Here is a 14,697-nt window from a genome sequence, read left to right on the forward strand (position 1 = left end):
TTTTTGTTTACTTCAGAACCTCTCAGCCCCGGCGACGCGCCAGTGCATCGATACGCTCTTCCAGCGGCGGGTGGCTCATGAACATGCGTGCCAACCCTTGTTTGATGCCACCGTTGATGCCGAAGGCATTCAGGGTGTCTGGCATGTGTACCGGCAGGCCCTGTTCCGCACGCAGGCGCTGCAAGGCGCCAATCATCGCGGCGGTACCGGCCAGGTTTGCTCCGGCTTCATCGGCGCGGAATTCCCGTTTGCGCGAGAACCACATGACGATGGCGCTGGCCAGAATTCCCAGGACCAGTTCGGCGAAGATGGTGGCCACGTAGTAGGCCATGCCCTGGCCTTCTTCGTTTTTGAAGATCACCTTGTCGACGAAGTTGCCGATGATCCGTGCAAAGAACATCACGAAGGTGTTCACCACACCCTGGATCAGCGCCAGGGTCACCATGTCGCCATTGGCCACATGGCCGATTTCGTGAGCCAGGACGGCTTTCACTTCATCCGGCGAGAAACGTTCGAGCAAGCCCTGGCTGACTGCGACCAGAGCATCGTTCTTGTTCCAGCCGGTGGCGAAGGCGTTTGCCTCGTAGGCCGGGAAAATCCCGACTTCAGGCATCTTGATCCCGGCTTCACGGGACAGTTGCTCAACGGTTTGCAGCAGCCATTGCTCGTGACGAGTACGTGGCTGAGTGATGATCTGCGTGCTGGTGCTCATCTTCGCCATCCACTTGGAGATGAACAGCGAGAACAGGGAACCGGCGAAACCAAAGACCGCACAGAAAATCAGCAGCTGATTGAGGTTGAGATCAACCCCGTTGGCCGCCATGAACCCGTTGAAGCCGAAAAGGCTCAGGGTGATGCTGGCAATCAGCACGACCGCAAGGTTAGTGGCCAAGAACAGCAGGATGCGCATCATGGTTGTAGAAATCTCCTTTTACTAAAGATGTAGCGTACTGCGGGGTATATAAGGTGATGCACCGGGGTATTCAACCGAGTGACTATTTCAAACTGTGTCCTACGGCAATAGCTTAGCTGCTTGCAGGACATTTCCGAGGTTTGGTTGGGACGGGATTGCAGTTCGATACGCTACCCGAGCCCTGTGATTGTTGGTCGCGGGCAGGCAGCGGGTTATCAGTCGAAGGGTAAAGCGGCGGGGCGTAAGCATTTGTTGCTGAATGAATCACCGTGCGACAGCGCATGGATGTCGCACGGTGACAGGTCGCTTACTGGCGATAGGACTTGAGGAAGTTGCCGATGCGTCCGATGGCCATTTCCAGATCATCCACTCGCGGCAGGGTCACGACGCGGAAGTGGTCCGGCCAAGGCCAGTTGAACGCCGTACCTTGCACGATCAGCAGCTTTTCGGAGAGCAGCAGGTCGAGGACGAACTTCTCGTCGTTGTGAATCGGGCAGACCTTCGGATCAATGCGCGGGAACGCATACAGCGCGCCCATCGGTTTGACGCAGCTGACGCCCGGAATGTCATTGAGCAATTCCCAGGTGCGATTGCGCTGTTCGAGCAGGCGCCCTGGCGGCAGCACCAGGTCATTGATGCTCTGATAGCCACCCAGCGCGGTCTGGATCGCGTGCTGGCTCGGCACGTTGGCACACAGGCGCATGTTGGCCAGCATGTCGATGCCTTCGATGTAGCTCTGGGCGTGGTGTTTCGGCCCGGAGATGGCAATCCAGCCGGAACGGAAACCGGCGACGCGATAGGATTTGGACAGGCCGTTGAAGGTCAGGCACAGCAGGTCCGGGGCCAGGGAGGCGGTGCAGATATGCACGGCATCGTCGTACAGGATCTTGTCGTAGATCTCGTCGGAGAACACCACCAGGTTGTGCTGGCGCGCCAGCTCCAGCATGCCCAGCAGGACTTCCTTGGAGTACACCGCGCCCGTCGGGTTGTTCGGGTTGATGATCACCAGCGCCTTGGTGTTCGGCGTGATCTTGGCCTTGATGTCGGCCAGGTCCGGCCACCAGTTGGCCTGCTCGTCGCACAGGTAATGCACCGGATTACCGCCAGACAGGCTCACCGCGGCGGTCCACAGCGGGTAGTCCGGCGCTGGCACCAGCACTTCGTCGCCGTTGTTGAGCAGGGCTTGCATCGACATCACGATCAGCTCGGAAACACCGTTGCCCAGGTAGATGTCTTCAATGCCGACACCCTCGACCTGCTTCTGCTGGTAGTACTGCATGACGGCCTTGCGCGCGCTGAACAGGCCCTTGGAGTCGCTGTAGCCCTGGGCGGTCGGCAGGTTGCGGATCACGTCCTGGAGGATTTCGTCCGGCGCTTCGAAACCAAAGGGCGCAGGGTTGCCGATGTTCAGCTTGAGGATGCGATGGCCTTCCTCTTCCAGGCGTTTGGCGTGCTTGAGCACTGGGCCGCGAATGTCATAGCAGACGTTGGCGAGCTTGTTCGATTTGCTGACCTGCATGGCGATGTGTTCCCGAAAATGAACGATCCAGGCGGCGTGTGAACAACCGTACTGGGAATCCTGCGTAATCTCACAGGCCTGACGCCTTGAGAGGCTGCACCGATAAATCCGTTTGAATGCGCGTGGTCCGGCTGCCAGACTGGCGTTTTGACGAGGCGCAATCATACGTGCCGCCCGATCCGTGGAAAAGGTACAGATCGGGCTTTTTCAGCCGCCGAGGTGTGATGATGGAAAAGTTGGAAAAAACCCTGGAAGAATGGAAGGCCATGCTCGACCCCGAGCAATACAACGTGTGCCGCCTCAAGGGCACCGAGCGCCCGTTCTCCGGTAAATACAACGACAGCAAGGTCGACGGTATCTACCACTGCATCTGCTGCAACGAGCCGTTGTTCGACTCCAAAACCAAGTTCGATTCCGGCTGCGGCTGGCCAAGCTTCTATGCGCCGATCGGCGACAGCGCCATGACTGAATTCCGCGACGTCAGCCACGGCATGATCCGCACAGAAGTGGTCTGCAGCAAATGTGACGCCCACCTGGGCCACGTATTCCCCGACGGCCCGCCGCCGACCGGCCTGCGTTACTGCATCAATTCGGTATGCCTGGACCTGGTGCCGCGCGGGTAATACACCCCCTGTAGGAGCGAGCTTGCTCGCGAGGGACGTTCAGGCACCGCGATCATTCAGAATGAGCGCGTTATCGTTGACGACCATCGCGAGCAGGCTCGCTCCTACACAGGGCAGTGTCCGATAATTTAAATTGCACACAATTCAATTGCTCGCTATCTTTGCTCCATTACCTTTAAACCGGAGCCCTCCTCATGAGCGACAACCTGCTGAGCATCCCTTGCACGACCATCAAGGGTGAGCAAAAGACCCTGGCGGACTTCGCCGGCAAGGCCGTGTTGGTGGTGAACACCGCCAGCAAATGCGGTTTCACTCCGCAATACAAAGGCCTCGAAGAGCTGTGGCAGACCTACAAGGACCAGGGCCTGGTGGTTCTTGGTTTCCCATGCAACCAGTTCGGCAAGCAGGAGCCGGGCAATGAAGGCGCCATCAGCGAGTTCTGTGAACTGAACTACGGCGTCAGCTTCCCGCTGTTCAAAAAGATCGAAGTCAATGGCACCGGTGCCCATCCGCTGTTCGTGCAACTGAAAAAGCGTGCCCCCGGCGTGCTCGGTTCCCAGGGCATCAAGTGGAACTTCACCAAGTTCCTGATTGGCAAGGATGGCCAACTGGTCAAGCGTTTCGCCCCGGCAACCAAGCCGCAGGATCTGAGCCGCGAGATCGAAGCCCTGCTCAAATGAACAGCTTGTCCGCCGACTCCCTGAACCTCGACAGTCAGCTGTGCTTCAAGCTGTACGCTGCTTCCCGGGCCGTGATCCGGGCCTACAAACCGATGCTCGACCAACTGGGCCTGACGTACCCGCAATACCTGGCGATGCTGGTGTTGTGGGAATGGCAGGACAGCGTGCCGGAACAACCGACCGTCAAGGCTCTGGGCGAGCGCCTGGTGCTGGACTCCGGGACGCTGACGCCATTGCTCAAGCGCCTTGAGCAATTGCAGCTGGTTCAGCGTCAACGTTCGGCGCGGGATGAGCGCGAGGTGCACTTGAGTCTGACGCCGAGTGGCCAGGCATTACGCGACCAGGTCGGCCCGCTGAAGGCTCGCCTGCTGTGCGACAGCGGGGTGGATCTGGATCGCCTGAATGAGCTGCGCGATGGCCTGGATCACCTGTTGGGGCAAATCAAGGCTCTGTCGTAACAGGAGCCCAGACATCCAGCAAAGCGGCCAGTTCTTCGCGTCGGAACGGTTTGGCCAGGTAGTCGTTCATGCCCGCAGCGCGGCAACGCTCGCGCTCCTCGGACATGGCATTGGCGGTCAGGGCAACGATCGGCAATTGCGGCCAGCGCCCGCTGCGGCGGATTTGCCGACTCGCCTCATAACCATCCATCACCGGCATGTTGCAGTCCATCAATACAAGGTCGAATTCGCTGTTTTCCAGTTGATCCAGTGCCTCGACGCCATGGGCGGCTACGATGACCTCGCAGCCGAGTTTGCCCAGCATGCCCTTCGCCACCAGTTGATTGACCGGGTTGTCCTCGACCAGCAGCACCCGCGCGCGGCGTTGCGGTGACTGGGCGTCGATCAGGGTTTCGCTGATCGTCAGAATCTCCGGTTGCAGGACGCGCCGCAGATTTTGGTAAAGCGCATTTCGCGCCAGGGGGCGGGCCTGCTGTTGCAAGGGGGCGAGCTCGCTCACTTGTTCACTGGGCAGGAAACTGCCGTATGCGGTCACCAGCAAAATCGGTGCGGTGATGGCGGGGCGCAGATTGAACAGGCATTCGGGGCAATCGGTGATCAGCACATCGGGATCCAGGCCGATCAGCGGGTCATCAATGGCACGCTGCTGATAGTCCACGCCCCAACCGGGCAATAGGCTGGACAACAGTTCCGCCAGGCCGCTGCTGGCGGAGGTTATGGCGATGACCTTGCCTCTCAAGGGCTGCGGGGCGACGGCCCGGGTATGGCGCGGCAATGGCAGTTCCGCGCAGAACTGGCTGCCGAAACCTGCTTCCGAGCTGATGCTCAGGCGGCCTTTCATGGCTTCGCAAAGGTTGTAGGTCAGGGCCAGACCCAGCCCCGTACCGCCGAATTGCCGGGTAATCCCGGCGCCGGCCTGGGTGAAGGGCTGGAAGATCTTGACTTGGGCGTCCTGGGGGATACCGATGCCGGTGTCGCAAACTTCGATTCTGACACCCTCGCCGAAAGTCGACAGACGCACATCGACTCGCCCGAAGCGGGTGAACTTGAGGGCATTGGACAGCAGGTTGCTGACGATCTGGCGCACCCGGGTCGGGTCACCGAGCACCAGGGCCGGAAACTGCGGATCAATCAGGCAGGTCAGCTCGACACTCGGCGCGGCATTTTGCGAAAGCAGGTTGGCGGTGTCTTCGATCAGCGAGCCGAGGTCGAACGGAATATGTTCGAGTTCGAGCTGACCGGCATCGAATTTCGAAAGGTCGAGAATATCGTTGAGCAATTCCACCAGCACCTTGCCCGAGTCATGGGCGATGGATAGCTGCTGCTGTTGCTCGGCATTCAACGGTCCGTCGAGTGACAGCGCGATCATCCCCAGCAGGCCGTTGAGGGGGGTACGGATTTCGTGGCTCATGTTGGCCAGGAACACCGAGCGTGCTTCGGCCATGTCCAGGGCGGTACTGCGGGCCGTTTCCAGTTCCTGATTGGATTGGCTGAGCCGGGCATTGATTGCCTTGAGTTCGGTGGTGCGCGCGGAGACGATGTTTTCCAGCTGACTGAGGTAATCGGTCAGGCGGTTTTCCGCGTTGCGTCGTTGCTGGATTTCAGTGGCGACATTCTCGAATTGCTGGTTGGCAACGGTCACCAGTACGCCAATCTCATCGTTGGCATGCCCTGGTGGACATTCCAGGGCCGTCGGTTCGAGGCTGCGTGAATCACGGCCGCTGAGTTCACGGATCACCCGCACCAGCGGCTTGGTCAGCATCACGTAGAACAGTGCCAGCAGGATGCCGGTCAGGATCAGGCTGCGGGCAAAGCCGTTGAGCAGCGTTACTTCGGCGCGACGCAGGAACCGATAACCAAAGGCGTAAGTGTCGACGTCCAATTGCAGGACGCCGAGGGATTCGTTGGGCAGGTGGTCCAGATAAAGGCGATCCTCGAACCGTCGGTCAGCGCCGAACAGCAAGTCGCTGAGCATGCGATAGCCGCTTTGCAGGCGAGGGCGTTTGACGTTGGCCAGCACGTTGCCGTTGTTGTCGGTCAGTTTCGCGCCGATGATCGCCGGTGAACGCAGCAGGCCGAGGGTCAGCTCCTGAGCCAGTTCGGCGTCGATGTTGTAGGCAATGCGAGAAGCGGGGTTGTGGCTGATTTCCAGCAAAGACAGGATTTCACGGTTGATGGAGGCGTCTTCACTGGCATAATCGATGCCTATTTGCAGCAGGCTGAGCAGCGTGCCCAGAATGAAACCCACCAGCACGGTAAGCCGGGCTTGCTTGTAGGACAGCCGGTTGGTGAATTTGATATCCATTGGGTGTTGGACCACTTCCGTTTCCCTTCGCTGCTCAAGCATAGCCGATCATGCATGGATGCCGATGTTCTCGCGGGCCGTTGAGCCGGGGGTTGTACAGAGGCTTTGTCCGGGCATCAAGCGCTGTGTGCTGTCGCTATATCACCATCATTACCGTGAACTTGCCCGAGGAAAAGACGTGGACTCCCGATTGAATGCTTTTCTTGAACGCGCCGACGCCGTTCTGGCCCGTATCGAACCGCTGTTGCCCACCCCTCGGCAAGCCATCGACTGGACGACCTGCCTGGCGGCACGCTGGCAGCGCGAAGGGCGCAGCGGTTATCTGCTGCCGCTGGAAGTCAGCCTCGACATGCGCCTGTCCGACCTGATCGGCGTCGATCGCCAAGTGGAGCAACTGGGCCGTAACACACAGCAATTTCTCGACGGCATGCCGGCCAACCACGCCTTGCTCTGGGGCTCGCGCGGTACCGGTAAATCTTCGCTGGTCCGCGCCTTGCTGGCCGAGCATGCCCAGGCAGGTTTGCGCCTGATCGAGATCGAACGCGACCACCTGGCAGACTTGCCACGGGTAGTCGAACAGATCGCAAAACTGCCGCAGCGTTTCGTGCTGTTCTGCGATGACCTGTCATTCGAGTCGGGCGAGGGCGATTATCGCGTGCTCAAAAGCGTACTCGACGGTTCCCTCGAACAGGCGCCAGACAACGTATTGCTGTACGCCACTTCCAACCGCCGCCACCTGGTGCCGGAAAAGGAAAGCGATAACGAAAACTGGAAACGGGTGGATGGTGAATTGCATCCCAGCGAAGCGGTGGAAGACAAGATCGCTCTGTCGGATCGCTTCGGCCTGTGGCTGTCGTTCTATCCGTTTACCCAGGAACACTTTCTCAACGTCGTCGAACACTGGATCGGTCAACTGGCCGACAAGGCCGGCCTTGAGTGGCAGCGTAGCGAAGAGCTGGACATCCTCGCGGTGCGCTGGGCTACCGGGCGCGGCAATCGCAACGGACGTTGCGCGTATCAATTTGCCCGCTATTGGGTCGGGCTGAAACTGTTGGAGCACAAGGCATGATCGATTTACAAAAGAGCGGCCAGGGCCTCGAAGGCTACGGCATGCTGCACGCGCAGCTGGAATCGCTGCTGGCGGACGAGCGGGATTTCATCGCCAACGCCGCGCAGTTTTCGGCATTTCTGTTCAATCAACTCGAAGACCTGAACTGGGCCGGTTTCTACCTCAACCGTAACGAAGAGCTGGTGCTGGGCCCGTTCCAGGGGCAGATCGCCTGCGTACGGATTCCCTTTGGTCGCGGCGTGTGCGGGACGGCGGCGGCGAGTTTGCAGACTCAGTTGGTCGAAGATGTTCACGCGTTTCCCGGGCATATCGCCTGCGACAGCGCGTCGAACAGCGAAATCGTGGTGCCGCTGGTCAAGGAGGGTCGTTTGATCGGCGTACTGGACCTCGACAGCCCGAAATTGGCGCGTTTTACCGCCGAGGATCAGGCCGGTATCGAGCAGCTGGCGGCGATTTTCCTGCGCCTGACCGATTGCTGATTGCCGGTTTTCGATCAAACCGCCAGGCCGGCTTTAATCAGCAGGCCTGACGGGTCTATCGCATCGATCTGCCGCGGGTCGAGGAAGCGTTCGGCGTACTGCCGATAGATGTGCGCTTCGATGAACAACCTGAACAACTGCGGATCGATGTGCGCATCCCGGCACATGAAGGCCATGATCCCCAGCGCCTCGCTCAACGACTTGGCCTTCTTGTAAGGCCGGTCGGCCGCGGTCAGGGCTTCGAAAATATCGGCAATCGCCATCATTCGTGCCGGCAGGCTCATTTCCTCGCGCTTCAAGCGTTTGGGGTAACCGGTACCGTCCATTTTTTCGTGATGGCCACCGGCAATTTCCGGCACGTTGCGCAGATGGGCGGGGAAGGGCAACTGATTGAGCATCAGGATTGTCTGCACGATATGGTGATTGATGATGTAGCGCTCTTCGCTCGTCAGGGTGCCGCGGGTGATGCTCAGGTTGTAGAGTTCTCCGCGGTTGTACTTGTAGCGCGGAACATCGAGTTTGAAGCCCCAGGGGTTATCCGGCGCGATCAGTTGGGTATCGGGGCGCTCGAACAGATGTTCGGCCTTGTCCGCCAACAGCCGTTCGGTGACTGGCAGTGTCGGTGCCGGGGTGCGAGCCTGGCGCTGGTTCTCTTCCCAGGAAACACCCAGGCGATCATCCAGGGTTCGCGTCCAGGTGCGCTCTGAAACGCTGCGCAGGCGCTGCAGATCGCCCTCGGCCATAGCCTCTCCGCCGAGATTGCAGCGGGCAACGAAGGCGAAATCATCGTCCAGTTCCTGGAGAGTGGCATCACGCAGTTGTGCCAGCGCTTGCTCATCGCCTCCCTGGGCAAGTGCTTGCCAGTAGCTGATCCACGCATCGCGCTTGAGCACCTCGAAACGGGTACGGATTTCGTGGATGCGATCGTTCAGGGTTTCCAGTTTGGTCGCTTTGTCCACGACGTATTCCGGGGTGGTGACCTTGCCGCAATCGTGCAGCCAGGCGGCGATGTGCAGTTCTTCCCATTCATCATCGCTGGGTTGATAGCCGCTGAAGGCTGGGTCTTTGCTGGCCGCCGCGGCCTGAGCGAGCATCAGCGTCAGCGCCGGTACCCGCTGGCAATGCCCGCCGGTGTAAGGACTCTTGGCGTCGATTGCTCCGGCCAGCAACTTGATGAACGACTCCATCAGATGCTTCTGGCGGGCACGCATGCGCTGGCTTTCGATACTCACCGCCGCCGCGCCGGACACGGCTTGCAGAAATGCGATCCGATCCGGACGCAGTTTTTCCAGATCATCCCGGGTGCCGCTGTCGGCCAGGAGGAACACCAGCAGACCGACGGTTTCGTTATGGCGATTGTGCAGGCGGATGCCAATCAGGTGCACCCGGGGGCATTCCAGCGCGAACAACACTTTTTGCAGGTCCCCTGCCTGTTCGAATCCCAGGTTGCTGACGACATTGTCGGCAGTCCACAACTGCTGCATCCAGGCCGGGCTTTGCGGGTTCTGAAGCTCGTGGGCCTGCAAGTCGAAAGACGACAGCGACTGCGCCTTGTCCTTGATCACCAGACCATAGGGTTCCATGCGATCGCCGTCACCTTCGCGCAAGTAAATCAGGCCGGCCTGGGCCTGGCCGATTTTCACGGTTTCAAACAGCACCCGTTCCAGCAGAGGGTCGAAACGGGTTTCGGCGCTCAGGCTGTCGGTGATCTGGAAGAAGCTCGCCAGGGTGTCTTTCATGCGCGCCATCGACACGCTCAGTTGGTCGACTTCGAGCACCGGGGAGCGACGAGAAAGGGGGGCGTTGAAATCGAAACTGCGTATTCCGTCCGCTTCCCGCACCAGCGCGCGCAAGGGCTTGACCAGGATTCGCGAGGTCAGCCAGCCAAGCGGAATGCACAGCAGCAGGATCGCCAAGGTAATCAGTGCTGCCTGCCAGCGCATGCGGTAGGCATCGACCAGCAATTCATCTTCAGGCACCAACATCGCCAGCTGCAGTCCATTGGGACCGCCTTCCTGCATGCTGCTGCGGGCGACAATCCATTGGCGGCCATCGGCATGCAGGCGATTGCGTTTATGTGGGCTGTTGAGCAGTGCGCCCAGGCTAGGGCTCAGGTCGGCTGCCTTGATCAGGCGAGCGGTCTGGTCGTCGATGATCAAGCGGCTGGCATCAGGGTAGGCAACGGCATTGCCTTGGGTATCGAACAGCACGATTTGGGTGGCGGGCGTCACCACATGTTTGGCCAGGGTGGCACTCAACTCGGCCAGGGTCAGGTCAGCGCCCATCACCACCTGCTCGTCACCGCGCCGGGCGAGGGTGGTCCCGACGTTATGGGTGGAGAAGAAAATGTAAGGCTCGGTGGTGATCTGGTCTTGACCACGGCTGGCGCTGGTAAACCAGGTGCGGCTGCGCGGGTCATAACTGTCATCGGGGTTGTCGTTGCGACTGATGAATGTCAGGTCCTGATCGAAAAACAGGGATTGGGAATGCGTCTGGCCGCTGCTGTTTCGCTCGATGCTCCAGACTTGATAAGCCGCTGATGGCGGCGCGTTGAGCAGCGTTTTCAAGGCGTCGGTTCGCAGCGGACGAACCATGAAAAAATCGCCACTGCTGTAGCCCAGATACAGCGACGCCAGGTCAGGGTTGTCGATGAGCGACTGGCTGAAGGGTTTGAGCAGCGTCAGGCGCTGCGCCAGGTCCGTTCCATGAACCGCCGGGTTCACGACTTGCAGGCTCAGCAGGTGGCGAATGGGTTCATAGGTGGCTTTCAGGTCCAGGCGCACATCCTGCTCGATGCGATCGAAGAGTTTCTCGCTGCTGGACAGGATGATCTGTGTGGATTGCTGGTAGTTGAAAATACCCAGCACTATCCCCGTCAACAAAAGCAGACAGGTAAACATCACACTGATGTGAACGTGCAGCGGAAACCGCCGTGGATCCGGACGCAGTGGGTCAGGCATGCAGGTCACTCCGTGATGGTTAACGCACTGCTCAGCGTCCAAGCATAGTTAAGCCTCTGTCGTTCCGCTTTTAACGTTGTCGCTGATTTTTTGCAGCAAAGCCTGGTCCAATTCCAGCAGCGCGCGCTCCACGGCTGCAGAGCATTCGGCCACCTGGTCGGGGTCAAAGGGCGCACGGCAAGTGATCTCGAGGGCTTCGCAGCTGTCGATCAGTCGAGAGGCCTGGACGATCCGGGCCGCACCCTTGATTTTGTGGGCGATGTCGATAAATGCCTGCGGTTCGGTGGTGCCGCGCAGGGCCAGCAATCCCTGGCGATCCTGGCGGTTGCTGTTGAGCAGTTCGGTCAACAGGCGCTGGTTCAATGCCGGGTTGCCTCCCGTCAGTTGCTGCAATCCTTCCTGGCTGAAGGCGGGTGAATGGACGGTCGGTGTCAGGCCTTCGAGCCAATGGCTCAGGGCCGTCAAGGTCAGGGGTTTGAACAGGCAGTCATCCATACCGGCGCGTTTGCAGCGCTGAACCTCTTCGGGTTGGGCATTGGCGGTAAAACCCAGGACAGTACAGGGCCGTTGCTGCGTCTGCTGTTCGTGTTGGCGAATGGCCCGGGACAGCTCATAGCCATTCATGACCGGCATATTGCAGTCGGCGATCACGAGGTCGAATACGTCGGCTTTCCACGTCTCGAATCCTTCCCGCCCGTCTGCTGCGCCACTGAATCGGTGGCCCAGAAACTCCAGTTGCTGGCACATGAGCAGACGGTTGGCCGCATGGTCATCTACCACCAGAACCTTCAATGGGGTGCTGGCTGCATGGATCGTCGTGTCGGTTTTCTCCACTCGGGATTCCCGTGACATCGCCGGTAGAAGCAGCGACAGCTGTACTCGCGTACCGACGCCGGGCTGACTGCTCAGTTGCAGGCTGCCGCCCATCCGTTCGCAAAGACTGCGGCTTATCACCAGACCCAGCCCGGTGCCACCCTGGGCGGTTTGCCCAGTGTTTTTGGCCTGGGCGAAAGGCTCGAACAGCCGTTGTTGATCCTGTGCACTGATTCCGATGCCGCTGTCCTCTACCTGCAGCTGCATCTGGACCTGATCGGGTTCGGTGGTCGGGCGCAACTCGACGCTGATCCTGACCCGGCCTTGTTCGGTAAATTTGATGGCATTGCTGACCAGGTTCGACAGCACCTGTTTGAAACGCAATGGATCGAGCAGGACGTCGACGGGAGGATTGATCGGGTTGAAGTCCAGCTGGAGTTCCAGGGCTTTCTGCCGTGCCAATCCATCGAAAATCCGTACCACGGACGCCACTGTTTCCTGTGGATTGACCCATTCCGGGCTCAGGCTCAGGTGCCCGGATTCGATGCGTGCGATGTCGAGTATGTCGCCGATCAGCTCCAGCAGATCCTTCGCCGAGTTGTACGCGACATCGATAGCGGGACGGTCCGGGTGTTGGCGCTCGATTCGCTTGAGCGTCAGTTCGAGCATGCCGATGATTGCATTCATCGGTGTGCGGATCTCGTGACTCATGGTCGCCAGAAACGTGCTCTTGGCCCGGTTGGCTTCATCGGCACGCTCTTTGGCGCAACGCAAGTCATCGAACAGTTGCCGGCGTTCGCTGATGTCGATCCAGCCACCGATGATGCCCTGGACTTCACCGCTCGAGTCTCGGTACGGAAGAATCCAGTGATAGATCGTCAGTCGGCGACCGCCGATGTGCATCGGGCGGTCGAGTATCAGCGGCGTGCCCTCGGCCACCACGCGCTGATAGTCGGCCTGATATTCCCGGGCTTCGAAAGCATTGCTCAGGGAATCCTCGATGACACTTTTGCCGATGACATCTTCGCGTCTGGCGTTGAAGGCTTGCAGGTAACTGTCGTTGCAGCTTTGCAGCAGACCCTGGCGGTCACGCACGTAAATTGGGTGAGGTGTACCGTTGACCAGCGAGCGCATGAACTCGAATTGATCGTTCAGGGCGCGTTCAGCGGCCTTGCGTTGATTGATCTGACGCCGCATGTAAGCGTTCCAGGCAACGGAAATCAGCAGCAGTACGCCGGCACCGATGGCGATTTGATAGAACAGCCGGTGATAGCGACGCCAGGTGTTTTGAGAAGAGGCCGAATAACCACGCCAGCGGCTGTTGATAATGCCCAGTTCTTCCGGCGAGATACTCAGTAGTGCCTTGTTGAGGATGTCATGCAGTTCTTTGGCCCCGCGGTGGGTTGCCAGGGAGAAAGCGGCTTGTTCGGTGCCGATGGTGGTACTGATCTGCAGGGTATGCTCGAACAGTCGTGAAGAGATGAAGTAATTGGCAATCACCAATGAGTTGACTGTGCCTTCTGCAAGGCCTTCGGCGAGCATTTCCACTGCACTGAAAGTGTCCGGGGTTTCAATAATCGTGATCAGCGGAAATTCGCGACGCAAAAAGGCCGTCAATGGATGCCCCTGAGCGATGGCCAGGCGTTTACCTTCAAGCTGTGTCAGGTTGGCCGGGCTGTCTTCGGCCTTGCGTGTCAGCAGTACGTAGGAGTTTTGCAGGTACGGTCGGCTGAAGTTGAGGAGGGTTTCCCGTGGCGCGCTGGGCAGCAGGGCGGCGATCAGATCGGCCTGATCGGCTTCGATGCGCTGGATCATGTCGCTGTCGCTGCGGCTGCGCTGGATGTCGAAGCGCAATCCGGTGCGCAACCTGATCAGTTCGAGCAAATCCGCAGCCACGCCACGAAAGTTACCCTCGCTGTCGAAAAAAGTGAGGGGTGCGAACGCTTCGTTCACCACCACGCGTACCACCGGATGTTGCGCCAGCCAGCGTTCCTCGCTGTAACTAAGCTCCAGTTTGTGATCGGTGAGCAGAATGTCACTGCCGGCACTCCAGCGCTTGGCGATGTTTTCTCGAACACCGGTGGGCACGGCCTCAAGTATTGCGTTGACGATGCCCAGCAGTTCGGGATTGTTCTTGCGCACCGCGAAACTGAAACCATGGGCTTCGTGTTTGCCAAAGCTGGCCATTCGGATGTTGTTCAGATACCCCTTGTTGATGATGTAGTGGGTAGAAATGGTGTCGCCGAGAAACACGTCAGCTTGATCGAAAGCCACGGCATTGATCGCATTCTGGTAGGACGGATACGAGGTGATGAGCGCCTTTGGATACAGAGCCTTGACTTCGTCCAGCGGCAAATAGTGATACACCATGCTCAGGCGCATGCCGGCAAGGCCATCGGTCAGGGAGCGGGATTCGCCTTCACGGGTCACCAACACTGGTTGATCCACGGCGTAGGGCAGGGACAGGACAATTTCGCTACTGCGCGCCTCGAACCCGTTGGCCGTACCCAACAGATCGACTTCACCCTTTTCAAGCGCTTCGATGGCGGCTCCCCGGGACGCGAAGCGCTGGACTTTGATGGGTAAATCGGTGGCATTGCCGATGATACCCGCGTAGTCGGCGGTGAACCCCTCGTAATCGCGGCCGCTGAGGGTCAGGTCAAAGGGCGGGTAGTCCGGTGCGGAAGTGCCCAGGATCAGTTCGTGTTTGTTCTTCAGCCAGCGCTTTTGTCCGGTATCCAGCTGAATGTCCAGTTTTCCGGCCGTTGAGCGACTGAGCAAATCGTAGTTTTCACTGTGCTGTGCTGCGAACGATGAGCTGCTCAGGCAAAGGCCAACGGCAATCAGTATCAGATAATCCATTGCGCGACTGGGCATC

The 14,697-nt window shown here is 59.2% G+C and carries 10 protein-coding genes; 5 read left to right on the forward strand and 5 right to left on the reverse strand.

The window, feature by feature from the left end:
• Positions 1–22: 22 nt before the first annotated feature.
• Together htpX and ABTV29_RS08440 are read right to left on the reverse strand one after the other, a co-directional pair.
• Positions 23–913 (reverse strand): protease HtpX, encoded by an 891-nt coding sequence (gene htpX / locus ABTV29_RS08435; RefSeq protein WP_110964176.1) that lies wholly within the window; start codon positions 911–913, stop codon positions 23–25.
• A gap of 307 nt (positions 914–1,220) precedes the next feature.
• Complete coding sequence (locus ABTV29_RS08440; RefSeq protein ID WP_110964175.1) at positions 1,221–2,432, reverse strand: pyridoxal phosphate-dependent aminotransferase; 1,212 nt, start codon at positions 2,430–2,432, stop codon at positions 1,221–1,223.
• 227 nt (positions 2,433–2,659) lie between these two features.
• Between ABTV29_RS08440 and msrB the strand changes: the two genes are divergently transcribed.
• From msrB to ABTV29_RS08455, 3 genes are all read left to right on the forward strand, one after another.
• Positions 2,660–3,055 (forward strand): peptide-methionine (R)-S-oxide reductase MsrB, encoded by a 396-nt coding sequence (msrB, locus tag ABTV29_RS08445; protein WP_433769642.1) that lies wholly within the window; start codon positions 2,660–2,662, stop codon positions 3,053–3,055.
• 194 nt (positions 3,056–3,249) lie between these two features.
• Complete coding sequence (locus tag ABTV29_RS08450) at positions 3,250–3,735, forward strand: glutathione peroxidase (RefSeq protein ID WP_175376994.1); 486 nt, start codon at positions 3,250–3,252, stop codon at positions 3,733–3,735.
• Positions 3,732–4,193, forward strand: coding sequence for a MarR family winged helix-turn-helix transcriptional regulator (locus tag ABTV29_RS08455; RefSeq protein ID WP_433769643.1), 462 nt, complete (start codon positions 3,732–3,734; stop codon positions 4,191–4,193). The genes ABTV29_RS08450 and ABTV29_RS08455 overlap by 4 nt, the downstream gene beginning before the upstream one ends.
• Here ABTV29_RS08455 and ABTV29_RS08460 read toward each other — a convergent pair.
• The gene (locus ABTV29_RS08460) at positions 4,177–6,540 is read right to left on the reverse strand and encodes a response regulator (protein WP_433769644.1); all 2,364 of its coding nucleotides are present in this window, start codon (positions 6,538–6,540) and stop codon (positions 4,177–4,179) included. The genes ABTV29_RS08455 and ABTV29_RS08460 overlap by 17 nt on opposite strands.
• Before the next feature lie 136 nt (positions 6,541–6,676).
• On the opposite strand from ABTV29_RS08460, the gene ABTV29_RS08465 reads away from it, so the two are divergent.
• Both ABTV29_RS08465 and ABTV29_RS08470 read left to right on the forward strand, forming a co-directional pair.
• Positions 6,677–7,567 (forward strand): ATP-binding protein, encoded by an 891-nt coding sequence (locus ABTV29_RS08465; RefSeq protein ID WP_433769645.1) that lies wholly within the window; start codon positions 6,677–6,679, stop codon positions 7,565–7,567.
• Positions 7,564–8,046, forward strand: coding sequence for a GAF domain-containing protein (locus tag ABTV29_RS08470; RefSeq protein WP_433769646.1), 483 nt, complete (start codon positions 7,564–7,566; stop codon positions 8,044–8,046). The genes ABTV29_RS08465 and ABTV29_RS08470 overlap by 4 nt, the downstream gene beginning before the upstream one ends.
• A gap of 14 nt (positions 8,047–8,060) precedes the next feature.
• Here ABTV29_RS08470 and ABTV29_RS08475 read toward each other — a convergent pair whose 3' ends face one another.
• The gene (locus ABTV29_RS08475; RefSeq protein WP_433769647.1) at positions 8,061–11,006 is read right to left on the reverse strand and encodes an HD domain-containing phosphohydrolase; all 2,946 of its coding nucleotides are present in this window, start codon (positions 11,004–11,006) and stop codon (positions 8,061–8,063) included.
• A 48-nt stretch (positions 11,007–11,054) separates the two neighbouring features.
• Positions 11,055–14,696: a transporter substrate-binding domain-containing protein gene (locus ABTV29_RS08480; RefSeq protein ID WP_433769648.1), complete on the reverse strand. Its 3,642-nt coding sequence runs from the start codon at positions 14,694–14,696 to the stop codon at positions 11,055–11,057.
• Between the last annotated feature and the right edge of the window lies 1 nt (position 14,697).

The sequence above is a fragment of the Pseudomonas putida genome (genome assembly GCF_050989985.1).
Taxonomy (GTDB): domain Bacteria; phylum Pseudomonadota; class Gammaproteobacteria; order Pseudomonadales; family Pseudomonadaceae; genus Aquipseudomonas; species Aquipseudomonas putida_AI.